The 21668-nt window shown below is 69.0% G+C and carries 27 protein-coding genes and 2 tRNA genes; 14 read left to right on the plus strand and 15 right to left on the minus strand.

Annotation, left to right across the window (positions count from 1 at the left end; translation table 11 throughout):
• The first annotated feature begins 67 nt into the window (after window positions 1-67).
• Genes JN22_RS22825 through JN22_RS22835 form a run of 3 tightly spaced genes read left to right on the plus strand, consistent with a single transcriptional unit; the run spans window position 68 to window position 2329 of the window.
• Window positions 68-376 (plus strand): STAS domain-containing protein, encoded by a 309-nt coding sequence (locus JN22_RS22825; RefSeq protein WP_223677849.1) that lies wholly within the window; start codon window positions 68-70, stop codon window positions 374-376.
• A 10-nt stretch (window positions 377-386) separates the two neighbouring features.
• Window positions 387-1157, plus strand: a complete 771-nt coding sequence (locus JN22_RS22830; protein ID WP_223677850.1) for an ATP-binding protein — start codon at window positions 387-389, stop codon at window positions 1155-1157.
• Between the two features lie 14 nt (window positions 1158-1171).
• Window positions 1172-2329, plus strand: coding sequence for a PP2C family protein-serine/threonine phosphatase (locus JN22_RS22835; RefSeq protein ID WP_085556088.1), 1158 nt, complete (start codon window positions 1172-1174; stop codon window positions 2327-2329).
• Between the two features lie 51 nt (window positions 2330-2380).
• Here JN22_RS22835 and JN22_RS22840 read toward each other — a convergent pair whose 3' ends face one another.
• The 3 genes from JN22_RS22840 to JN22_RS22850 all read right to left on the minus strand — a co-directional run bounded on the left by JN22_RS22840 (window position 2381) and on the right by JN22_RS22850 (window position 4185).
• Window positions 2381-2956, minus strand: coding sequence for a DedA family protein (locus JN22_RS22840; protein ID WP_085556089.1), 576 nt, complete (start codon window positions 2954-2956; stop codon window positions 2381-2383).
• Between the two features lie 197 nt (window positions 2957-3153).
• Complete coding sequence (locus JN22_RS22845; RefSeq protein ID WP_085556090.1) at window positions 3154-3591, minus strand: hypothetical protein; 438 nt, start codon at window positions 3589-3591, stop codon at window positions 3154-3156.
• Between the two features lie 105 nt (window positions 3592-3696).
• Window positions 3697-4185, minus strand: coding sequence for a putative toxin-antitoxin system toxin component, PIN family (locus JN22_RS22850; protein ID WP_085556091.1), 489 nt, complete (start codon window positions 4183-4185; stop codon window positions 3697-3699).
• A 122-nt stretch (window positions 4186-4307) separates the two neighbouring features.
• On the opposite strand from JN22_RS22850, the gene JN22_RS22855 reads away from it, so the two are divergent.
• Complete coding sequence (locus JN22_RS22855; protein ID WP_085556092.1) at window positions 4308-4667, plus strand: response regulator; 360 nt, start codon at window positions 4308-4310, stop codon at window positions 4665-4667.
• A gap of 5 nt (window positions 4668-4672) precedes the next feature.
• Window positions 4673-5290 (plus strand): chemotaxis protein, encoded by a 618-nt coding sequence (locus tag JN22_RS22860; RefSeq protein ID WP_085557307.1) that lies wholly within the window; start codon window positions 4673-4675, stop codon window positions 5288-5290.
• 110 nt (window positions 5291-5400) lie between these two features.
• Here JN22_RS22860 and JN22_RS22865 read toward each other — a convergent pair.
• From JN22_RS22865 to epsC, 7 genes are all read right to left on the minus strand, one after another.
• Window positions 5401-5475: transfer RNA gene (locus JN22_RS22865), tRNA-Met, on the minus strand.
• A 104-nt stretch (window positions 5476-5579) separates the two neighbouring features.
• Window positions 5580-6704, minus strand: a complete 1125-nt coding sequence (mnmA, locus tag JN22_RS22870; protein ID WP_085557308.1) for a tRNA 2-thiouridine(34) synthase MnmA — start codon at window positions 6702-6704, stop codon at window positions 5580-5582.
• Between the two features lie 99 nt (window positions 6705-6803).
• Window positions 6804-7133 carry a ferredoxin family 2Fe-2S iron-sulfur cluster binding protein gene (locus JN22_RS22875; RefSeq protein ID WP_085556093.1) on the minus strand — a complete coding sequence of 110 codons (330 nt, stop codon included), beginning with the start codon at window positions 7131-7133 and terminating at the stop codon, window positions 6804-6806.
• A 41-nt stretch (window positions 7134-7174) separates the two neighbouring features.
• Window positions 7175-7852 carry a J domain-containing protein gene (locus tag JN22_RS22880; RefSeq protein WP_085556094.1) on the minus strand — a complete coding sequence of 226 codons (678 nt, stop codon included), beginning with the start codon at window positions 7850-7852 and terminating at the stop codon, window positions 7175-7177.
• Between the two features lie 136 nt (window positions 7853-7988).
• A complete protein-coding gene (locus tag JN22_RS22885; RefSeq protein WP_085556095.1) occupies window positions 7989-9116 on the minus strand; it encodes a cysteine desulfurase family protein in 1128 nt (375 codons plus the stop codon).
• A gap of 5 nt (window positions 9117-9121) precedes the next feature.
• A complete protein-coding gene (locus JN22_RS22890) occupies window positions 9122-9607 on the minus strand; it encodes an Rrf2 family transcriptional regulator (RefSeq protein WP_085556096.1) in 486 nt (161 codons plus the stop codon).
• On the minus strand, window positions 9604-10341 hold the full coding sequence (epsC, locus tag JN22_RS22895) for a serine O-acetyltransferase (RefSeq protein WP_085556097.1): 738 nt from the start codon (window positions 10339-10341) through the stop codon (window positions 9604-9606). The genes JN22_RS22890 and epsC overlap by 4 nt, the downstream gene beginning before the upstream one ends.
• A gap of 291 nt (window positions 10342-10632) precedes the next feature.
• On the opposite strand from epsC, the gene JN22_RS22900 reads away from it, so the two are divergent.
• Entirely contained in the window at window positions 10633-11295 is a 663-nt protein-coding gene (locus tag JN22_RS22900) for an alpha/beta hydrolase (RefSeq protein ID WP_085556098.1), read from the plus strand.
• Window positions 11296-11382: 87 nt separating this feature from the next.
• Here the strand turns inward: JN22_RS22900 and JN22_RS22905 are convergent, their stop codons facing one another.
• Both JN22_RS22905 and JN22_RS22910 read right to left on the minus strand, forming a co-directional pair.
• Window positions 11383-11733 (minus strand): carboxymuconolactone decarboxylase family protein, encoded by a 351-nt coding sequence (locus JN22_RS22905; RefSeq protein ID WP_085556099.1) that lies wholly within the window; start codon window positions 11731-11733, stop codon window positions 11383-11385.
• Between the two features lie 27 nt (window positions 11734-11760).
• Window positions 11761-11964, minus strand: coding sequence for a YgaP family membrane protein (locus JN22_RS22910; RefSeq protein ID WP_085556100.1), 204 nt, complete (start codon window positions 11962-11964; stop codon window positions 11761-11763).
• Window positions 11965-12080: 116 nt separating this feature from the next.
• Here JN22_RS22910 and JN22_RS22915 point away from each other — a divergent pair, with 116 nt between their 5' ends.
• On the plus strand, window positions 12081-12536 hold the full coding sequence (locus tag JN22_RS22915) for a rhodanese-like domain-containing protein (RefSeq protein WP_223677851.1): 456 nt from the start codon (window positions 12081-12083) through the stop codon (window positions 12534-12536).
• A 35-nt stretch (window positions 12537-12571) separates the two neighbouring features.
• On the opposite strand, the gene JN22_RS22920 is transcribed toward JN22_RS22915, so the two are convergent.
• Window positions 12572-12656 (minus strand) — tRNA-Leu (locus JN22_RS22920).
• Between the two features lie 201 nt (window positions 12657-12857).
• On the opposite strand from JN22_RS22920, the gene JN22_RS22925 reads away from it, so the two are divergent.
• Window positions 12858-13385 (plus strand): disulfide bond formation protein B, encoded by a 528-nt coding sequence (locus JN22_RS22925; RefSeq protein WP_143268385.1) that lies wholly within the window; start codon window positions 12858-12860, stop codon window positions 13383-13385.
• A complete protein-coding gene (locus JN22_RS22930) occupies window positions 13382-13960 on the plus strand; it encodes a demethoxyubiquinone hydroxylase family protein (protein WP_143268386.1) in 579 nt (192 codons plus the stop codon). The genes JN22_RS22925 and JN22_RS22930 overlap by 4 nt, the downstream gene beginning before the upstream one ends.
• Before the next feature lie 18 nt (window positions 13961-13978).
• On the opposite strand, the gene JN22_RS22935 is transcribed toward JN22_RS22930, so the two are convergent.
• Window positions 13979-14542, minus strand: a complete 564-nt coding sequence (locus tag JN22_RS22935; RefSeq protein ID WP_085556102.1) for an HNH endonuclease — start codon at window positions 14540-14542, stop codon at window positions 13979-13981.
• Between the two features lie 310 nt (window positions 14543-14852).
• Here JN22_RS22935 and JN22_RS22940 point away from each other — a divergent pair, with 310 nt between their 5' ends.
• The gene (locus JN22_RS22940; RefSeq protein ID WP_179166214.1) at window positions 14853-15020 is read left to right on the plus strand and encodes a hypothetical protein; all 168 of its coding nucleotides are present in this window, start codon (window positions 14853-14855) and stop codon (window positions 15018-15020) included.
• A gap of 60 nt (window positions 15021-15080) precedes the next feature.
• Window positions 15081-15938: a tRNA glutamyl-Q(34) synthetase GluQRS gene (gene gluQRS / locus JN22_RS22945; RefSeq protein WP_085556103.1), complete on the plus strand. Its 858-nt coding sequence runs from the start codon at window positions 15081-15083 to the stop codon at window positions 15936-15938.
• Between the two features lie 4 nt (window positions 15939-15942).
• Here the strand turns inward: gluQRS and JN22_RS22950 are convergent, their stop codons facing one another.
• Window positions 15943-16794 (minus strand): DUF4743 domain-containing protein, encoded by an 852-nt coding sequence (locus JN22_RS22950; RefSeq protein WP_085557310.1) that lies wholly within the window; start codon window positions 16792-16794, stop codon window positions 15943-15945.
• A 134-nt stretch (window positions 16795-16928) separates the two neighbouring features.
• Between JN22_RS22950 and JN22_RS22955 the strand changes: the two genes are divergently transcribed.
• From JN22_RS22955 to JN22_RS22965, 3 genes are all read left to right on the plus strand, one after another.
• Window positions 16929-17366, plus strand: a complete 438-nt coding sequence (locus JN22_RS22955; RefSeq protein ID WP_085556104.1) for a response regulator — start codon at window positions 16929-16931, stop codon at window positions 17364-17366.
• Between the two features lie 921 nt (window positions 17367-18287).
• On the plus strand, window positions 18288-20234 hold the full coding sequence (locus JN22_RS22960) for a PrkA family serine protein kinase (RefSeq protein WP_085556105.1): 1947 nt from the start codon (window positions 18288-18290) through the stop codon (window positions 20232-20234).
• 117 nt (window positions 20235-20351) lie between these two features.
• Complete coding sequence (locus tag JN22_RS22965) at window positions 20352-21644, plus strand: YeaH/YhbH family protein (RefSeq protein ID WP_085556106.1); 1293 nt, start codon at window positions 20352-20354, stop codon at window positions 21642-21644.
• The last annotated feature ends 24 nt before the right edge of the window (window positions 21645-21668 follow it).

A 21668-nucleotide genomic window follows, 5' to 3' on the forward strand; every position in this document is an offset into this window, starting at 1 on the left:
CGAAGACGGTGGGATACGCGCGCGCCCGTAGGGCTGGGCGCGCCAGCGGTCCCGAAGATGTGGGGGTATGATGCAGTTCCAAACGCGCAGCACGTCGGACGAGGTCGAGGTGCGGCTGAACGGTCGGCTGGAGTTCACCGACCACGACCGGCTGTCCGACATCGTCGGGCTGCTGGACGGCCAGCGGGCGCGCCGCTTCACCATCGACCTGTCGGGGCTGGAGTTCCTCGATTCCGCCGGGCTCGGCATGCTGCTGATCCTCCAGGAGGAGGCCGAGCAGCGCAACATCAAGCTGACCGTGCGCGGCGCCCAGGGTGACGTGAAGCGGTCGATCGATCTCGCCCGGATCGGCGAGATCATCACCATCGAACCGTAAGCGGCGCGCCGTGGAGCCGGCCTCCCCGCATCTGCGCCCCTTCTGCGTGATGTGGACCCGCGTTCCCGACGAGACGCGGGCGCGGATCGCCGCCCGCTTCGCCATGCCCGGCTTCGAGCTGCCCGGCTTCGAGCCGGCCGACCCGGCGGCCCTGCCCTCCTGGGCCGACGCCCTGCTGCTGGAGCAGGCCGACCGCGACCGGCTGCGCGAGGCGTTCGACCGCAACCCCTTCCTGACGGTCGAGCTGGGGAAGGGCGGCGACGAGCCCGCCGCCCTGCTCGAGGACTGGACCGGCGCCCCGGCGGTCGAGCCGGGCTTCTACCTGTCGCTGACCACCGGCACCGCCTACGGCCTGCAATGCGCGGTGCTGGTCTGCGACGAGCTGGCGCGGCGCGGCGGCCTGCGGGCCGACCAGCGCTCCAACGTCGAGCTGTGCCTGCACGAGGCCATCGCCAACGCCATCGTCCACGGCAACCTCGGCCTGTCGAGCGCGACCAAGAACCAGCCGGACGGCTACCGGCTGTTCGGGCAGATGCTGCGCGACCGTCTGGAGGATCCGGCGATCAAGCGGCGCCGCATCGACATCTTCTGCCGCTGGAACGCCGCGACCGTCGCCATCGCGGTGGTCGACCAGGGCGGCGGCTTCGACAGCGGCGCGGCTCCGGCCGCGGTGGGCGGCAAGGCGCGCTCGGGGCGCGGCTTCGTCTTCATGCGGGCGCTCGCCAGCCGCGTCGCGGTGACCGACGGCGGCCGCTGCACCGTCCTGCATTTCGACCTCTGACGGGCTTCCACGCCATGGCGATGTCGCTGTCCGACAGTCGGGTCCTCATCGTCGACGACAACGAGTTCAACCGGAAATCGCTGGCTCTGGTCATCCGCCGCGCGGGCATCAGCGAGATCGCCTTCGCCGGGGACGGGGAGGAGGGGCTGCGGGCGGTGGACCGCTTCCGCCCCGACCTCGTTCTGCTCGACGTCGACATGCCGGTGATGAACGGGCTGGAGATGTGCCGGGCCCTGCGGCGCAACGCGACGCACGAGGAACTGCCGGTGCTGTTCCAGACCGCGCTGGACAGCGACGAGGAGCAGGTCCGCTGCTTCGACGCCGGGGGCAGCGACTTCATCTCCAAGCCGATCCGGCCCGGCGAATGCGTGGCGCGGGTCCGCCACCAGCTCGAGAAGCGCAAGCTGTTCAACGACCTCGCCGCCTACCGCGAGCGTGTGCAGCGGGAGCTGTCGCACGCCCGCGCGATGCAGCATTCGCTGCTGCCGGAAAGCCGCCGGATCGCGGCGGTCGCCGAGCGCTACGGCCTGATCCTCGACGCGCATTTCGAGACGTCGTCGGAGCTTGGCGGCGATTTCTGGGGGGTCTATCCGCTCGACGACCGGCGCGTCGGCTTCCTGCTGATCGACTTCGCCGGGCACGGCATCACGGCGGCGATCAACACCTTCCGCCTGCACACGCTGATCGACCGTTTTCCAATGGAGGACGCGGCGCCGTCGCAATGGCTGTCGCGGCTCAACGGCGCCCTGAAGGACGTGCTGCCGACCGGGCAGTTCGCCACCGCCTTCTTCGGGATCCTCGATCTGGCGACCGACACGCTGACCTTCGCGGGCGCCGGGGCGCCGAACCCGGTGCTGGGGGTGGGCGCCGACTTGCGGCTGCTCGATTCGGCGGGGCTGGTGCTGGGAGCATCGCGACGGGCCCGCTACGCCGACCAGAGCCACCGCCTGCCGCGCGGCGGTTTCCTGTTCCTCTACAGCGACGCGCTGATCGAATGCGGCGGGGAGGAGCATGGTCCGCTTGGCCAGGAGGCGGTTCCCGCCTTCGTGCGCGACGCCCTGGCGGTCAACCGGCTGCACCCGTTGCGGCCGATGCTGGATCGTTTCTACGCCCGCACCCGCCAGCCGCTGCGCGACGACCTGACGGCGGTGTGGATCGCCCGCCGGGCTTGAGCCGTCCGGCGGGTTGTCCGGCGATCGGTTCGGGTCACGCCGCCGTGGCGGTCACACCTGCGACGTGGCCCGGCGGCGGACCCAGCGGATGCTCTTGAAGGCGATCCACAGCACGGCGATGGCGGCGGCGATCAGCAGCAGGATCTTCGTGCCGTTCTCGCCGACCGACGCGGCGGCCTCGCCGAACAGGTAGCCGGCGCCGGCGAAGCTCCAGGCCCAGATGCCGGCGGCGACGAAATTCCACACCATGAAGCGGCGCCATGGCATGCGGGACGTGCCGACGGCGACCGACGCGATGTTGCGGACGCCGTAAAGGAAGCGGAACACCAGGATGAAGCCGACCCCGTACACCTCGAGCCAGCGCAGCACACGGGCGCTGTGGACCTCGGCCGCCGGAAAGCGGGCCAGCGCCTTGGCGCCCCAGCGGCGCCCCATCCAGAACCAGAGCTGGTCGCCGAGGAAGCTGCCGATCCACACCGAGGCGACCAACCAATATAGATTGATGACACCGAGCTGGGCACCCATCCCGCCGAAGATGACAAATGTTTCACCTTCAAAAAAAGCCCAGAAGAATGCCAGTGGGTAGAAGGCATTGCCCCATTCCTGCAACCAGGTGATCCAGTCCAAAGCTCCCTCCGGGAGGCGGTGCGCGGTTCAGTTCCTGCCATTCGCTGCCGATGCGCCGCTCTATTGTGCGATGCGAAAGAAAACGACGGCCGAGCCATGATGATGGCACAGGTCTGCACTGCTTGTCCCGTAAACTTTCCCTGGAATCCGGGATCACCCGTAATCTTCCTGCGACCGCCGGCCGGTGGCGGACGGGATCAGGCGTCGTCGCCCGCCAGCTCGCCCACCACCTGCCGGGCGGCGCGCAGAAGCATAGGGTTGGGTTCCGTCGCCTCGCCGGACTCGTCGTCGTCCGCGCGGTCGGGCAGGGCGCGCCGCTTCAACTCGCGCGCCGCCTCGATCAGCAGATAACTCAACCGGGCATCGGGAATGGCCTGGACGACGGCGCGCAGTTCGGGATTCGACAGCGCGCCCGGGTCGAAGGGCGGCGGCGGTGCCGGTGGAGCGGGCGGGCTGAGCGGCAGCGTCGCGGCACAGGACGCGGCGAGGGCGGCGGACGCCGGCATGGGCACCGCCTCCCGCACCATGTCGACGGCGACGGGGGCGGCGATGCTGGTCGCGCGGGACCGGCGGGCCGGCTTGCGCACGCGCTCCGTCTCGGGCAGATCGTCGAAGAGAAGATGCTGGGCGCTCATCCGTTCACCCGCGGTTTGCGAAGTGTTCCCTTTTTATTCTATGAAGGGGCCCGTTTGTCGAGGGGAATCTGTGGTTGCGGCGCGGTGCTTCGGATCCGTGTCCGCTCAGGCCACGGCTTCCAGGAAGCGCTCCGGGCGGCGGATCGGGGTCCGGCCGATCGACCGCACCGACAGAAGCTGGCGGTCCACCGTGACCAGCCAGTCGGCGTCGCCGGCCAGGGCTGCGGCGAGGAACATATCATCCTCGGGATCGCGGCACAGCCGGCCGATGGGGGCGGGAACGACCAGGGTGGTCTCCGCGGTGATGGCGTCGACGAAGCGCTGGCGTGCCGCCGCCGGGCTGTAGCGTTCGAAACCGGGGCGCATCAGCACGGCGCGCAGCTCGGCCAGGGTTGCCGTGCTGCCGAGCAGGCCGCGGTCGGCGCGCACCCGTTCCACGCAGCGGCGCAGGGCGTCGTGGCGGCGGGGAGCCGGTGTTTCGTCCAGAAGGGCGAAGGCCACCAGTATGTTGGTATCCAGCACGGCGCGGACAGGCTTGACCGAATGAAGCCCGGCCCCTTCGTTCCGGGTATCATGATTCTCCCCGATGGTCATTTCGTCAAATCCGGTCTTTCTTCCAAGAAACCTTCTTCCGGGAGGCTTTCTTGTGGGGCCTCGCGCTTTGCGGTATGAACGCTGCACGGCGTCAACGAATCATTAAGAGCGGAATCCCCGGCATGACCACGATCCTCATCGTCGACGACAGTCGGCTGGCGCGCAACATGGTCGCCAGCGTCATCGCGTCGTTGCGGCCGGACTGGACCATCCTGTCCGCCGCCAGCGGCGAGGAGGCGCTTGGGGTCGTCGCCGACGCCACGCCGGTGGCCGCCATCGTGGACTACAACATGCCGGGCATGGACGGGATTGCGCTGGCCGAGCAGCTGAAGGCGCGCTTCGACAGCCTGCCGATCGGCCTGCTGACCGCCAACGTCCAGGATTCGTTGAAGAGCAAGGCGGCGGCGATCGACATCCGCTTCATCGCCAAGCCGATCACCTCGGACAAGATCCGGGACTTCCTCGCCGCCGCCGGGCAGTGACGCCGATGGCCGGCGACGAACCGCTGCTTCCGCAAGGCGACGAGGCCGACGCCATCGCCGAGCTGTTCAACATCGGCATGGGGGAACCCGCAGCCGCCTTGAGTTCCATGCTGGGGGAGGAGGTCCGTCTGTCGGTGCCGTCCTTCGCGGTGTCGACCCGCTCGGCCGTCGCCCGCGACCTCGCCCCGGCCATTGTCCCGCCGGTCTGCGCGGTGCGCGGCGCCTTCGCCGGTCCTTTCACCGGCGAGGCGATGCTGCTGTTTCCCGAACAGGGGACGCTCGCCCTGGTCGGCCGTCTGGTCCCGGTCGATCCCGCCGCCGAGGGGCCGGGGGAGATGGAGCAGGACGCGCTGACGGAAATCGGCAACATCATCCTGAACGGCTGTCTGGCCAGCCTGTCCAACCTGATCGGCGGCGAAATCGCCGGGGCGGTTCCCGGCTATGGGACCGGCGACCCGGAGGCGGTGATCGGGGCGGCCGAGGATCCCGTCCTGGCCGTGCGCATCGACATGGCGCTGGCCGCCGGCGACGCGCAGGGGCACGCGCTGTTCCTGCTGGACATCGCCTCCCTCGAGGCTTTCCGCGAGGCGATCCGGCGCACCCTGGCGAATCTCGGTTCCTGACCGTCCGGCTTTGATCTGGGCGTGCCCGCCTTGGCGCGGGCCGTTTGGAGCCTGCCGGTTTGAAATGGAAAAGGCCGGTCAACCTTGCGGTTCGACCGGCCTTTTCTTGATGGTAGCAGCGGAGGGATTTGAACCCCCGACCAAGGGATTATGATTCCCCTGCTCTACCACTGAGCTACGCTGCCATCGTGTCTACCATCCTGCCCGGTCGTTTCCGCCGGGGCCGCTTCTATAGGATAGGGGGGTGTGGGGTGTCAAGCGGCGAAAACATCCCCTCCCGTTATTTTTTCTAGGACGCCGTCGCGGCGATCCAGCCCCCCCCCAGAACCCGGTCGCCCTGGTACACGACGCAGGCCTGGCCGGGCGCGATGCCGTGCTGCGGCTCGTGCAGGTCCACCCGCGCGGTGCCGTCCGCGGCGAAGCGCCAGGTCGCGGCGGCCGGCGCCTGGGCGGAGCGCAGCTTGACCGACACCTCCAGCCCGTCGCCCTCGGGAAGGGCGGAACCGAGCCAGTTGATCTCGCGCACCGTCACGACGGAGCGCGCCAGATCGCGGCGCGGGCCGACGACGACGCGGCGCTGCGCCGGCTCCAGCCGGACGACGTAGAGCGCCTCCTCCTCGCCGCCGCGGATGCCGCCGATGCCCAGCCCCTTGCGCTGGCCGACCGTGTAATGCACGACGCCGCGGTGCCGGCCCAGCACGCGGCCGTCGATGTGGACGATCTCGCCCGGTTCGACCGAGCCGGGGCGCAGCTTCGCCACCACCTCGGCGTAGTCGCCGTTGGGCACGAAGCAGATGTCCTGGCTGTCGGGCTTGGCCGCGACCTCCAGCCCGTGGCGCTCGGCCAGGGCGCGGGTCTCCGGCTTGGTCAGGCCGCCCAGCGGAAAGCGCAGGAAGCCGAGCTGGTCGCGCGTGGTGGCGAACAGGAAATAGCTCTGGTCCTTGCCTGGGTCGACGGCGCGGTGCAGTTCGGCGCCGTGCGTGCCCTCGACGCGGCGCACGTAATGGCCGGTGGCCAGCGCCTCGGCGCCGAGGTCGCGGGCGGTGTTCAGCAGGTCGCGGAACTTGACGCGCTGGTTGCAGCGCACGCAGGGGATCGGGGTCTCGCCGCGCAGGTAGCTGTCGGCGAAATCGTCCATCACGTCCTGGGAGAAGCGGCCCTCGTAATCCAGCACGTAATGCGGGATGCCGATGCGCTCGGCGACCTGGCGGGCGTCGTAGATGTCCTGCCCGGCGCAGCAGGCCCCGGCCTTCTGCAAGGCCAGCCCGTGGTCGTAGAGCTGGAGGGTGATGCCGACGACGTCGTAGCCCTCCTCCCGCAGCATGGCCGCGGTGACGGAGGAATCCACCCCGCCGGACATCGCGACGACGACGCGGGTGTCCTGGGGGCGCTTGGAAAGACCGAGGGAGTTCATGGCGCCCAATATGGGAGAAACGGCGGGCAAGGAAAGGGGCGGTCCTTCGACGGGGTTCTGACCCCCGGAAGGGCCGCCGACCCGCGCCCCGTCCCGTCCTTACGACATCGCGTTGTTGCTGCCGCCCGGCAGGCGGACCGTCAGACCGTCGAGTTCCTCGGTCATGATGATCTGGCAGCCCAGGCGCGAGGTCTTGGTCAGGCCGAAGGCCAGATCCAGCATGTCCTCCTCGTCCTCCGCCGCTTCCGGCAGGACGTCGTACCATTCCGGCTCGATCACGACGTGGCAGGTCGAGCAGGCCAGCGACCCCTCGCAGGCGCCTTCCAGATCCAGGCTGTTCTTGTGCGCGATCTCCAGCACGGACAGGCCGAGCGGGGCGTCGACCTCGCGGCGGGTGCCGTCGGTCTCGATGAAGGTCATCTTGGGCATGAAGGTCCTCTTTCCGTTGGTGAGGGTGCGCGGGTCGGGATTCAGGAGGACGCCGGAGGCGGGCTCAGCGCCGCGCGGCGGGCCGCGGCTTCGGCGGCCAGGGACTCCAGCCGTTCCAGCCGGGCCAGGATGCGCGCGGCGGCATCCGTCTTTGACGGATCGGCCTGGGCCTTGCGGAAGGCCGGCGTCAGATACTTGATGCAGGCTTCGATCCGGTGGTCGACGTCCAGCGCGGCGCGGTCGAGCGCCGCCGGGTCGGTGGCGGCGGCGACGGCCGTCACCAGCGCCGTGGTTTCCTCGTCGGTGTCATCGGTGGCGGCGGCGCCTGCCGGGAGGTCCAGCAGCGCCAGCAGGGCGTGGGCGCGGCGGACCGGGGCGCGCAGCGCCTCGTGCGCGGCGTCGAGCGCCTGGAGCTGCGCCTTCGCGTCGGCCTGCTCGCGCGGGCTGCGGGCGGCGAAGCGCTCCGGGGCCAGGGCGCGGCCGAAGCCGGCGTGCTGGCGCGCCAGCTGGGCGGGGTCGAGGTCGAAACGGCGCTCCAGCCCCAGCCGGGCGAAGGGATCGAGCGGGCGGGGCGGCTGGACCGCGCCGCAGGCGTGGCAGAACAGGGCGCGCGGCGCCACCGGGCCGCCGCACAGCGCGCAGGGTTCCAGGTCGCCGGCGAGGCTGCCGGAAATGCCGCCGGTGCGGGAGCCGGGCGGGCCGGAGTCGGAACGTGTCATGCGTGCTGTCCATCGAAACGCCAAGACGGTCGGCCACACGACAGGCCGCTCGTCGGTGCTCCAGCCGCGTCATACCCAGAACCGCGGCCCGGCGCAATGCGCGAATTCGGCAGGGCGCGGCCGGAAACGTCGCGGGTCACGCCCGGGCGCTTCGCCGGGCCATGGCGATCCAGGCGGCCAGGAAGCGGTCCACCGTCTCGTCGTCGCTGGTCCAGCCCAGGCTGACGCGGATGGCCGAGGCCGCCGCCGCCGCGTCCTCCCCCATCGCCGCCAGCACATGCGACGGTTTGACCTTGCCGCTGGAGCAGGCCGACCCGGCGCTGACCGCGACGCCGGCCAGATCCAGCCCCATGACCTGCGTCTCGCCGGGGACGCCGGGCAGGACGAGGCAGCTCGTGTTGGGCACCCGCGCCGCGAGGCCTCCCATCACGCGGGCCTGGGGGACGGCGGCCAGGGCCTCGCACTCCAGCCGGTCGCGCAGGGGGGCGAGGGCGGCGGCGTCGGGAAGCGTGTCGAGCGCCTGCCGGGCCGCCGCGCCGAAGCCGACGATGCCGAGCAGGTTCTCGGTGCCGGCGCGCTTGCGCCGTTCCTGCCCGCCGCCGCGGATCAACGCCTCGGGCTCCAGCCCCTCGGCGAGGATCAGGGCGCCGACGCCCGCCGGCCCGCCCAGCTTGTGGGCCGACAGGGTCATCAGATCGGCCCCGAGAGCCGGGAAGGAGAGGGGAATCCGTCCGGCGGCCTGGACCGCGTCGCAATGGAGCAGCGCGCCATGCGCGTGGGCGATGCGGGTGGCCTCGGCGACCGGCTGGATCACGCCGGTCTCGTTGTTGGCGAGCATCAGCGAGACGAGAGGGGCGGAGGCGGCGGCGGCCAGCGCACGCTCCAGCGCCGCGAGGTCGATCGTGCCGTCGCGACAGGCCGGAAGGCGGGGTGCGTCGGGCGCCGCCGCCAGCACGGACTCATGCTCGATGGCCGAGACCAGGACCGTCCGCGTGGTGAAACCGCGCAGGGCGAGGTTGTTGGCCTCGGTCCCGCTGCCGGTGAACAGCACCTGCGCCGGCCTGACGCCGGCCAGCGCGGCCACGGCCGCCCGCGCCTCGTCCACGGCGCGCCGCGCGCTCCGCCCGAAGGCGTGCACGGACGACGGGTTGCCGACCAGATCCATCGCCTGGACCATCGCCGCCTTCACCGCCGGCTTCAGCGGGGTGGTGGCGTTGTGGTCCAGATAGAGGTGGCCGCCGGGGGCCGGGCCGTTTCCGGACAAGGCACTCACTCGGCGGCGACGGCCGCGCTGTCGGCCTCGGCCAGGACCGGGCGGCCGAGGATCAGGCCGCTGGTGCCGATGATCCGCCGCTCCACCACGTCGGCGACGGTGACCGAGCTGAGATACATATGGATCTGGTTGCCCAGTTCCTCCCACAGATCGTGGGTCAGGCAGCGCGAGCGGTTGGTGCGGCAGCCCTGCGGCGTGCCGTTGGCGCAGCGGGTGGTGCGGATCGGCTCGTCCACCGCCAGGATGATGTCCGACACGCGGGTGGCGTCGGCCGGATGGGCCAGCAGATAGCCGCCGCCGGGGCCGCGCACGCTCTTGACCAGACCGCCCTTGCGCAGCTTGGCGAAGAGCTGTTCCAGATAGGACAGGGAGATCTCCTGCCGTTCGGCGATGTCGGCGAGCGCGACCGGGCTGCCCTGGCTGGTCGCGGCCAGATCGACCATCGCCATTACGGCGTAGCGGCCCTTGGTGCTCAGTCTCATCGCGTGTCTCCTTGCGCTTCCCGAATCCCGCCGTTGCGGGTCATGACGATGTCTGGTGAAGAGGGGGGTGGTTGGGAAAGCCGTCCGGCCTCCAGATCCCCGACGCGGGCCTGCAACGCGGTCATCCGGTCGAGCAGACCGGACAGCGCGCGGGCCACGGGGTCGGGGGTGTCGCCGCAGGGCGTGCCGTAGGGCAGGAAAGCTCCGTTGTCGGTGCGGTCGCGCGGCGTCACCGGCCGGGCCGGGATGCCGACCATGGCGGTGCCGGGCGCCACGTCGGCGACCACCACCGCGTTGGCGCCGATGCGCGCACCCTCGCCGACGGTGATGGCGCCCAGGATCTTGGCGCCGGCCCCGACGATGACGCCGTCGCCCAGCGTCGGGTGGCGCTTGCCGGGGGCGAGCGAGGTGCCGCCCAGCGTGACGCCGTGGTAGAGCATCACGTCGTCGCCGATCTCCGCCGTCTCGCCGATGACGACGCCCATGCCGTGGTCGATGAAGAAGCGGCGGCCGATGGTGGCGCCGGGGTGGATCTCGATGCCGGTCAGCGCTCGGGCGGTCTGCGAGACCAGCCGCGCGGCGAGATGCCAGCCGGCGTCGCGGCAGCGCCGCGCCACCCGGTGCAGCAGCAGCGCGTGGAGACCGGGGTAGCACAGCGCCACCTCCAGCCGGGACCGCGCGGCAGGGTCGCGCGCCATGATCCCGTCGATCTCTTCGCGAAGATGCTTGAACACGCCATCACCCGCCGTGGTATAGTCCGCCGCTCTTGTTGGAGGAGCGATCTTTCGCAAGTCCCATCGAGGCGCACCCGTTGTCCGGCCGCAGCGGACGGGCCATGGGTGCGGACTGGCGGGTTGCCCCGGAGGACGTACCGACGCATATATGATGACCAAGCAAAATGGTCAAGAATTGTGTGCGAAAACCCCACTCCATGACGGGAGACCCCGTCAGCACGCCGGGGCGTCCGGTCTCCGGCGCCGTGGTGGTTCCGACAACCCTTTGTTCGCGTCAGGATCGTCGCTCCCATGCCCGAAGTGCTCATCAACGGCCCCGCCGGTCGCCTGGAAGGCCGTTACACCCACGGCAAGCAGCCGAACGCGCCGGTCGCGCTGCTGCTGCACCCGCATCCGCAGCACAACGGGACGATGAACAACAAGGTGGTCTTCACCCTGTTCCAGTCCTTCACCAAGCGCGGCTATTCGGCCCTGCGCTTCAACTTCCGCGGGGTCGGGCGCAGCCAGGGCACCTACGACAAGGGGGAGGGCGAGCTGGCCGATGCGGCGGCGGCGCTGGACTGGTTGCAGACCTACAACCCCAACGCTCCGGTCTGCTGGATCGGCGGTGTGTCGTTCGGGGCCTGGATCGGCATGCAGCTGCTGATGCGGCGGCCGGAGATCGACGGCTTCGTGTCGGTGTCGCCGCCGGCCAACCTGTTCGACTTCTCCTTCCTGGCGCCGTGCCCGTCCTCGGGCCTGATCGTCCATGGCGACAAGGACGAGCTGGTTCCCCAGGCGGCGGTGAACAAGCTGGTGACCAAGCTGTCGCATCAGAAGGACATCCGCATCGACCACCGGGTCGTTCCGGGCGCGAACCATTTCTTCCTGAATCGCACCGACGATCTGGCGGTGCAGGTCGACGACTATCTCGACAAGGCGCTCGGCAACCCGCTCGCCGCCATCGCGGAATAAGGGGCGCTCCGGCGCCCCTTCGCCGTTTGGCGCCCCCCCCTCACCGTTTGACGCCGTTGCCGGCGGCGATCGCCTTCCGCGGGGTGTTCAGCGGGCCTGGGCCGTGAACTGGTCGAACGCCTCCAGGGCCTGGGCGGCGTACATCACCGACGGTCCGGCGCCCATATAGACCGCCATTCCCATCGTTTCCAGCACCTCCGCCCGGCTGGCGCCCTGCCGGACCGCCGCCTCCGCGTGGAAGGCGACGCAACCGTCGCAGCGTATGGCGACGGCGATGCCGAGCGCGATCAGCTCCTTGGTCCTTGTGTCCAGCGCGTCGGCCTTCAGCGCGGCCTGGGCGATTCCCGAAAAGGCCTTCATCACCTCCGGTGCGCCGCCGCGCAGGTCGCGCAGCGCTCCCGACAGCTCGTCCGCCATGCGCGGCCAGTCCTTGTGCATGGTGTGCTCCTTCCGGTTCGGGGGGGGTCAGTGGGCGCGCAGGCCGAGGCGGGCGCCGAAACGATTCAACGCCATCGCCAGTGGACACAGGTTGGTGAAGGCGGCCTGAAGCAGGTTCGCGCCGACGAAGGCGGTCAGCCACAGCCAGGCGGGGTCATGCCATTGCGACAGGGCGAGGCTGACGAGGACGACGATGCCGGCGAAGGCGAAGACGATGCGGTCGATGGTCATGCGGGGTCTCCGGGATGGATGTGGGACGCGGGCGGGGCGGCAAAAGCCGAACCGGCGTTGACTGAACATTAGATTTTTCTTATTTAATGGTCAAGGCCAGGGACGGGGGCGCGGCAATGGCCGCCGGGGTCCGGGCCCTGCCGTCGAGCGATCAGAATGATCCGAACATTCCCAAGGAGTTGACCGTCATGTCTCTATGCGCGCTGTTCCGCCGCCTCCTGTCATCCGCCCCGGCCGGCCGGAGCGGGACCGACGAGCGAATCCGGCAGGTCGACCCGGCGACCGCCATCGGCTGGCTGGCGGAGGGCAAGCTGGTCGTCGTCGATGTGCGTGAGCCGCAGGAGCATCGGGCCGGGCGCATTCCGGGCGCCATCCTGAATCCGCTGTCGTCCTTCGACCCGGCGGCGGTCCCGTATGATCCGGACAGGCGGCTGCTGTTCCATTGCCAAAGCGGGCGGCGCTGCGGCCCGGCGGCGGAACGGCTGATGGCGACGGATTTTCAGGGTACGGTGCACCGCCTGCAAGGCGGATTGGCCGCCTGGGCCGGCGCTGGCGGCCCGGTCGAGCGCTGAAGCGCCAGGTCTGGCGCTGTACTGTCAGGAGAAGGTGGTGCGGGCGGTCGGAATCGAACCGACACTCCTTTCGGAACCGGATTTTGAGTCCGGCGCGTCTACCAGTTCCACCACGCCCGCAACGCGCCCCTTCTAGCGCAATCGCCGTGAAACGGAAAGGCCAAATTCGCCGCCGCCGCCCGGCGTGGGGGCCGGGGCGGCGACGACGGCGATGCGCCTTCTATTCCATGGGGTTGCGCCGACGGCAGCCATGCCTCTCCGGCGTTGGGCGACGCACGGGGCGGCTGGTCGAACGGCGCCGTCCGCGCTACTCTCCCTGGCATGACGACGCTCTCCCATCCGCTCGACGATCCGCGGCTTCCCGCCATCCTGCTCGCCCTGGCCAGCGCCGGGGTTCTGGGGGCGGCGCTGTTCTTCCAGTTCGTGCTGGGCTACCAGCCCTGCGTGCTCTGCCTCATGCAGCGCTGGCCCTATGTGGCGGTGCTGGTCTTCTCCGGCGTGACCCTGCTGTTCCGCCAGTGGAAGGGGGTGGGGGACGCGATGCTGGTGGCCAGCGGGCTGGCCCTGCTGGCCTGCGCCGGCATCGCCGCCTACCATGTCGGGGTGGAGCAGCATTGGTGGGCGGGAACCTCGTCCTGCGGCGGGTCGGCCCCGGCCAACTCGCTGGAGGCGTTGCGCGCCCAGGTGATGGCGGCTCCCGTCACGCGTTGCGACGAAGTGGCATGGTCCCTGTTCGGGGTTTCCATGGCGGGGTACAACGTGCTGATCTCGCTGGGGCTGGCCGTCTTCGCCTTCGTCGCGGCCCGCGCCGCCTACACCCGCACCCCGGTGTCGAGGACCGCATTGTGACCGCAACGCCCCAGCCGAATCCGGCCGCCGCTCCGAAGCGTGGTTTCCTGCCCGGCGATCCGACGCCGCGCGAGCGGCTGGCCCGCATCGTCCGTGTCGACCACGCCGGGGAGTATGGCGCCAAACGCATCTACGAGGGCCAGATCGCCGTCATGGGCAAGGGCCGGCACGGCAAGACGCTGCGCCACATGGCCGAGCAGGAGCTTGAGCACCTGCGATATTTCGAGACGCAGCTCAACAGGCGCCAGGTGCGTCCCACCCTGCTGCAACCGCTGTGGCACGTCACCGGCTTCCTGCTGGGCGCCGGCACGGCGCTGATCGGCGAGCGCGCGGCGATGGCCTGCACGGTGGCGGTCGAGGAGGTCATCGAAGGCCATTACGAGGAGCAGCTCAAGCATCTCGGCCCGGAGGAGGGGGAACTGAAGGACAGCATCCTCCGCTTCCAGGCGGAGGAGGTCGCGCACCGCGACATCGGTCTCGCCAACGAGGCGGAGCAGGCGCCCGCCTATCCCGTCCTGTCCGCAGCGATCAAGGCCGGCACCCGGGCGGTGATCTGGGTGGCCGAGCGGGTGTGAGCGCCGGCCGCGCGCCCCTCACATCGGATCGAGTTCGGTGTCCCAATAAAGAAAATCCCGCCAACTTTCGTGAAGGAAGTTTGGCGGGAAGGCGCGTCCGTTCTCCTGAAGCTCGTAGGCACTCGGCTGGAAAGGCGGACTGAGCGGGATCATGCCGCAGACATGCGGCATCCGGTTGCCCTTTTCCAGGTTGCAGGCCGAGCAGGAGGTGATGACGTTCTCCCACGTCGTCCGACCGCCGCGCGAGCGCGGGATCACATGGTCGAAGGTCAGTTCGTGGGTGGGGAAGGGGCGTCCGCAATATTGGCAGGTGAAGCGGTCGCGCAGGAAGACGTTGAAGCGTGTGAAGGCCGGGCGGCGTGTGGCCGGGATGAACTCTTTGAGGGAAATCACGCTGGGAAGCTGGACTTCGAAACTGGGCGACCGGACGATGCGGTCATAGTGCGATACGATGTTGACCCGCTCCAGAAACACCGCCTTGACCGCTTCCTGCCAGGACCACAGGGACAAGGGGAAGTAGCTGAGCGGACGGAAATCCGCGTTCAGCACCAGAGCCGGACAGTGATCGGGTGGTGGAGCCAAAGGCCACTCCCTTGTCTGGATTGTCTGGGCCCCGCTTGCGGGGGCGTGTCTGCGCCGCCCCGGCCGGCCGGATCGCCGATCCGAGACACCATAGACATAGTGGATCAAGGGCTGTGACTCAACATCCCGGGGACGGGCGGCCCAAAAACTTCACGAACGTGTAACCTTTTTATCTCCATGGGCATTGCCGGAATCGCCTCTTGGTAGGGGGTGTGACAATCGCCGGCTCCTCCAGCTTGGTTACGGACCATTAACCATGATCGGCGATGGTGGGGTCGTTCGATCAAGCCAGCGACCGGGGAGACACCTCATGAGCGCCATCGTCATCGACCTTGCCGACAAGCGCCGCGAACGCGAGGAGCGTGAGCGTCAACGCCGCATCGACGCCTTCGACCGCGAGCTGCGCCGCCGGCTGGCGCTCTATCTCGACGGCGACGACCTGCCGGTCGAGCCGATCCGCGACAACCCCTACATCTGATCGGCCCGGCCGCCGATCTTTCCGGTCCAGGGGCGGCCGTCCCAGGGTATAAGACGGGTCATGAGCGACCTCGTCACCCGCTTCGCGCCCAGCCCGACCGGGCATCTGCATCTCGGCCACGCCCATTCCGCCCTGTTCGGCTGGCGCGAGGCGCGCCGGGGCGGCGGACGCTTCCTGCTGCGCATCGAGGACATCGACCCGAACCGCTGCCGCCCGGAGTTCGAGCGGGACCTGATCGAGGATCTGTCCTGGCTTGGCCTGGAGTGGGATGGATCGGTGCGCCGCCAGTCGGAGCATCTCGACGAGTACCGCGCGGCGCTGGCCCGGCTGGCCGGGATGGGCGTCGCCTATCCGTGCTTCTGCACCCGCAAGGACATCGCCGCCGAGATCGCGCGGGCGGGGGCGGCCCCGCACGGGCCGGACGGCCCGCTCTACCCCGGCACCTGCCGTCATCTTTCCGAGAGCGTCCGTGCCGAACGGATCGCCGCGGGCGACGCCTGGGCGATGCGGCTCGACGTCGGCGCCGCGCTGCGGCTGACCGGGCCGCTGCGCTGGCACGACCGGGCGCAAGGCTGGCAGACGGCGACTCCGGAGCTGCTCGGCGACGTGGTGCTGGCGCGCAAGGACACGCCGACCAGCTATCATCTCAGCGTCACGCTGGACGACCATCTCCAGGGGGTGACGCTGGTGACGCGCGGCGAGGATCTGTTCGTCGCCACCCACACCCACCGGCTGCTCCAGGCGCTGTCCGGCTTCGAGCCGCCGGATTATCACCACCATGGCCTGCTGCGGAACGCGGCCGGCGAGCGGCTCGCCAAGCGCGACCGCGCGCAGTCGTTGCGCTCGCTGCGCGCAGAGGGGGCCAGCGCGGCGGCGGTGCGGGCGCTGGCCGGCTTCCCGGATGAATCCAAGGATTGACGGGCTATTGCCGCAGGCCGCAGGCGATCTCCAGATAGTCGGGCTCGTTCTCCGGGGTCAGGTGGCCGTGGCGGATCAGGAAGTCGGCGATCACCAGATTGACGTTGAACTTCCAGTCGCCGGTCGTCCGCACCGAGTGCGCGACGCGGTCGAGCGTCCACAGCGCGAACTCCTCGACCTCGCCGTCGGTGTTGACCGGGGTGATGTCCGCCGGAAGCTCCAGGTCGTAGACGAACAGGCGGTCGCGCTTCAGCCCGGCCTCCGTCTCCATGGTGTAGCGGATGGCACCGACCGGAACGGCCCGCCGCGCGGTGGCGGCGTCGAGACCGGCCTCCTCCTGGGCTTCCTTGACCAGATTCTCGCCCAGGCTCAGGCCGATGGGCTGACCGCCGGCGATCATGTTGTCGAGTTGGCCGGGGGCGATCTCGCGGTCGCGGGCGCGCCGGCCGATCCACAGGGACAGGGTGCCGTCGGCCCCGCGCTGGAAGCCGTTGACGTGCAGCCCGTAGGATTCGATGCCGAAGGCGGCCACCGCCGCGCGGTCCAGCCGCATCAGCGGCTCCGCCCCCCAGCGTGGCATCACCGCGTAATGCTCGCCGCGCAGGGCCTTCACCGTGCCGCGCTCGACCAGATAATGGGCGGCGTGGTCGAGCAGGGCGGAGCGCGCTTCGAAGTCGCGGATCTCCGGCGCGATGGTGACGCGGTCCGTGGTGGTGACGAAGCCGGGATCGACGCCCGGCAACTCCTGCGCCAGCGCGTGACGGATCCAGCCGAGATGGTGACCGTCCAGTTCGAAGGGCCGGAAGCCGGACAGGTCGTGCGCGTTGCAGGCGCGGATGTGGTCGAGGAAGCTCATGCCGTCCATCCAAGCAGTGTCCGGGCCGTCCCGCAACCGCGTCGTGCGGCGTTTCCGGGCGCGGCGCCGTCGTGGCGAGAGGCTTGCGCCGCGTCGAGTGCCATCCTACACAGCAGAACTTGGATGAGGTGCGGATGTTCCGCGGCGGAAAGGGGGCGGCCATGGCGGTGGATGACGGGTTCCGCGACCGTTCGGTGCTGGTCGTCGAGGACGAGGCCTTCACCCGCATGGTGCTCGTCCGCATGCTGTCCGGGATGGGGTTCGCCGCCGTCCACCAGGCGGCCGACGGGGCGGCGGGACTGGCCGCCGTTGCCGAACACAGGCCGGACCTGATCCTCTGCGACGTCGAGATGCAGCCGATGGACGGCTTCGCCTTCGTCCGCTCGCTGCGCGCCAAGGGGGACCGCGCGCTTGCCGTCCTGCCGGTCCTGTTCATGAGCGGACGCGCCGACGCCGAGCGTCTGGCCGAGGCGCGGGCGAGCGGCGCCGACGCGATCCTTCCCAAGCCGGCGACCCCCGACGCGCTGCGCCGGGCGCTGGCGGAGCGTCTGGCGGTGCGCGCCGCCGGCTGACCCCCGACCCCGCGTGGAGCGGGTGTCCACCGTTGCGCTTCTGTTACAATTTTTCACAGCCCTGTGGCAACGCTGCCAAGTCCCTGATTCGGCGGGAGCTTTGCCGTTTTTCCCGATTCCATGCGGCGTCTTTGCCTGGAAAAGGTCCAATTTCCGCCTTGTTGACCCGGTCCAATGCGCCGCAACATTCGTTTTGGGAATGGCAGGAGCGTGCGTGTCCCGATCGGGAGGCGCCGTGACGAACCACCCCGCCGGCGTCCGTAATGGGAGCCGGTCGGGGAGACGCCGCAACGCTCCTGCGAGGTTTTGTTAAGGTTTGGAGAGCAGCATCGAGGTGTAACCGCAACGTCGGGGCGATCCTGACGTTCCGTTGGTCACTGGAGGGCGATGGCGTGACAATGGGCACCCAGTCGATCCATACCGGGCGACTTTTCCCGACTGGACGGGCATCCCGCCGCGCCGCCGGGCTCCGGCTGGTTTCGGGCCCGACCCCACGCCTCTTCCTTGTGTCCGGGCAGCACCCGCAATCAAACGCTGAAACCGCAGGCGTCATCCCGCGCCAGCCCTTCCCTCTTCTTCCGTGGGACCTAGTTCCTACGGCCGAGGCCATCCCCCCCACGGGCTTTCCGGCTATCAAACCTGAACGCCTGGAAAGCTCTAGGTCGAGCATTACATTCACATACGATGTGTTCAAACGCCGCCGCGTCGACGGTGCGGCGGCAGGCGACTCCCCCAGGAGAATTTCAGGATCCGTCCCCAGGATCCCTGTGCTGGCTTGTTTCGGTGAGCGGGGGCAGGGCGGCTCCACGGAAGCCGCGTTGTCCCTTGGACTGTCCCATGATCGCGGCGTGCGCCGCCCCCGCCGTCCGGGTTCCCCGGCGGCGCCCCCGACGCATCGGACCCGATAAGACGGAGCGACGAATGTTCCCGGCCGACGAACTGTTCACGCGCTACACGCAATCGTACGAAGGTCGCCGCGAGACCGAGATGTCCCTGACGGACTATCTCCAGCTCTGCCGCGACGATCCCATGACCTACGCCTCGGCGGCCGAGCGCCTCCTGGCCGCCATCGGCGAGCCCGAGGTCGTCGACACCGCCCGCGACCCGCGGCAGGGCCGCATCTTCATGAACCGGACCATCAAGGTCTATCCCGCCTTCTCCGAATTCTACGGCATGGAGGAGACGATCGAGCGGATCGTCGGCTTCTTCCGCCACGCCGCGCAGGGTCTGGAGGAGCGCAAGCAGATCCTCTATCTGCTGGGTCCGGTCGGCGGCGGCAAATCCTCGCTCGCCGAGCGCCTGAAGGCGCTGGTCGAGAAATGCCCGATCTACGTCCTGAAGGCCGGCAAGGAGATCAGCCCGATCTTCGAGAGCCCGCTCGGCCTGTTCAACCCGGACGAGATGGGCGACGTGCTGGAGGAGCGCTACAACATCCCCAAGCGCCGCCTGACCGGGCTGATGAGCCCGTGGGCGGTCAAGCGGCTCGACGAGTTCGGCGGCGACATCTCCCGCTTCAAGGTCGTCAAGCTGCACCCCAGCAAGCTGCGCCAGATCGGCGTCACCAAGACCGAGCCGGGCGACGAGAACAACCAGGACATCTCCTCGCTGGTCGGCAAGGTCGACATCCGCAAGCTGGAGATCTACAGCCAGAACGACCCCGACGCCTACAGCTTCTCCGGCGGCCTCAACCGCTCGACCCAGGGCCTGCTCGAATTCGTCGAGATGTTCAAGGCCCCGATCAAGATGCTGCACCCCCTGCTGACCGCGACGCAGGAGGGCAACTATGTCGGGTCCGAGAACATCGGCGCCATCCCCTTCCAGGGCATGATCCTCGCCCACTCCAACGAGGCGGAGTGGCAGACCTTCAAGAACAACAAGAACAACGAAGCCTTCATCGACCGCATCTGCGTCATCAAGGTCCCCTACTGCCTGCGGGTCCAGGAAGAGCAGAAGATCTACGACAAGCTGGTCAAGGGCTCCGACCTGGCGACGGCGCCCTGCGCGCCCTCGACGCTGGAGATGCTGGCCCGCTTCTCGGTGCTGTCGCGGCTGCGCGAGCACCCGAACTCCAGCTACTACTCGAAGATGCGGGTCTATGACGGCGAGAGCGTCAAGGAGACCGACCCCAAGGCCAAGTCCATGCAGGAGTACAAGGACCAGGCCGGCGTCGACGAGGGCATGGGCGGCATCTCCACCCGCTTCGCCTTCAAGGTCCTCGCCTCGACCTTCAACTACGACTCGACCGAGATTTCCGCCGATCCGGTCCATCTGATGTATGTGCTGGAACAGGCGATCAAGCGCGAGCAGTTCCACGAGGAGACCGAGAAGAAGTACATCGAGTTCATCAAGGCCGAGCTGGCCCCGCGCTACGCCGAGTTCATCGGCAACGAGATCCAGAAGGCCTATCTGGAATCCTACTCGGATTACGGCCAGAACCTGTTCGACCGCTACGTCGACTACGCCGACGCGTGGATCGAGGACCAGGACTTCAAGGATCCCGACACCGGCCAGCTGATGAACCGGGAGCTTCTGAACCAGGAGCTGACCAAGATCGAGAAGCCGGCGGGCATCGCCAACCCGAAGGACTTCCGCAACGAGGTCGTCAAGTTCGCGCTGCGGGCGCGCGCCGCCAACGCCGGCCGCAACCCGTCCTGGACCAGCTACGAGAAGATCCGCGAAGTGATCGAGAAGCGGATGTTCTCCCAGGTCGAGGATCTGCTGCCGGTCATCAGCTTCGGCTCGAAGAAGGACGGCGAGACCGAGAAGAAGCACACCGAGTTCGTCTCGCGCATGATGACGCGCGGCTACACCGAGCGGCAGGTCCGCCGGCTGGTCGAATGGTACATGCGCGTCAAGCAGGCGGGCTGATCAAAAGGGGTGGTGCTGCGGCGGGCTGTTGCAACGCCCCGCCGCATCCCACTTCAATAGGGTGTGCGTGACGAACGAGCTGTGCGTGAAGCAACGGGGGGGAGGGCCAGCCTCTTGATGAACATCATCGACCGTCGCCTGAATCCGCAGGGCAAGAGCCTGGCCAACCGCCAGCGCTTCCTGCGGCGCGCCAAGGAACAGGTGGTCAAGGCGGTGCGCGACGCCTCGGGCAAGCGGGGCATCCAGGACATCGAGAACGGCGAGAAGGTGACGATCTCGGCCGGCGGCGTGCGGGAACCCTCCTTCCACCGCGCCAGCTCCGGCGGCGTGCGCGACTACGTCGTGCCCGGCAACAAGGAGTATGTCGAGGGCGACACCATCCAGCGCCCCGACGGCGGCGGCGGCGGTCGCGGCAGCGAGGGCAGCGCGGACGGCGACGGCGAGGACGATTTCCGCTTCGTCCTGTCGCGCGAGGAGTTCCTCGACATCTTCCTGGAGGATCTGGAGCTTCCCGATCTGGTGAAGCAGAAGGTCAAGCAGTCGGAATCGCATTCGCTGACGCGCGCCGGCTATTCGGTGTCGGGCTCGCCGGCCAACCTCAACCTGGTCCGCACCATGCGGAACAGCCTGTCGCGCCGCATGGCGCTGCGGCGCCCCAAGCCCGCCGAGATCCAGGAGCTGGAGGAGATGCTGCGCGAGGCCGAGGAGGCCGGCGAGGACGCGACGCAGATTCAGGCGCTGCGCGAGCAGCTGGAGCACATCGTCCTGCGTTCCAAGCGCATCCCCTTCATCGACCCGATCGACGTCCGCTACAACCGCTTCGAATCGGTGCCCAAGCCGATCGCCCAGGCGGTGATGTTCTGCCTGATGGACGTGTCCGGCTCGATGACCGAGCACATGAAGGACCTCGCCAAGCGTTTCTTCATGCTGCTGTTCCTGTTCCTCAAGCGGCGCTACCGCTCGGTCGACATCGTCTTCATCCGCCACACCCACGAGGCCAAGGAGGTCGACGAGGAAACCTTCTTCTACTCGGCCGAGACTGGCGGCACCGTGGTGTCGACGGCGCTGGAGGAGATGCAGAAGGTGGTGCGCGAGCGCTACCCGGCCGAGGAATGGAACATCTACGCCGCCCAGGCGTCGGACGGCGACAACATGTCGTCGGACAACGCCAAGTCGGTGACGCTGCTGCGCGACGCGATCCTGCCGCTGTGCCAGTATTTCGCCTACATCGAGGTGGCGGCGGAGCACAACATGGGGCTGTCGGCGCTCGGCCGCGAGACCGAGCTGTGGCGGACCTACAAGCAGGTGCAGAGCCCGGAACGCCCGCTGGCGATGCGCCGGGTGCGGTCGCGCCGCGAGATCTTCCCGGTGTTCCGCGAACTCTTCGCCCGCGAAAAGGCGACCGCGTAACCGACATCCATCACGGGGACGGTG

It is taken from the genome of Azospirillum agricola (assembly GCF_020005195.1).
Lineage (GTDB): Bacteria > Pseudomonadota > Alphaproteobacteria > Azospirillales > Azospirillaceae > Azospirillum > Azospirillum agricola.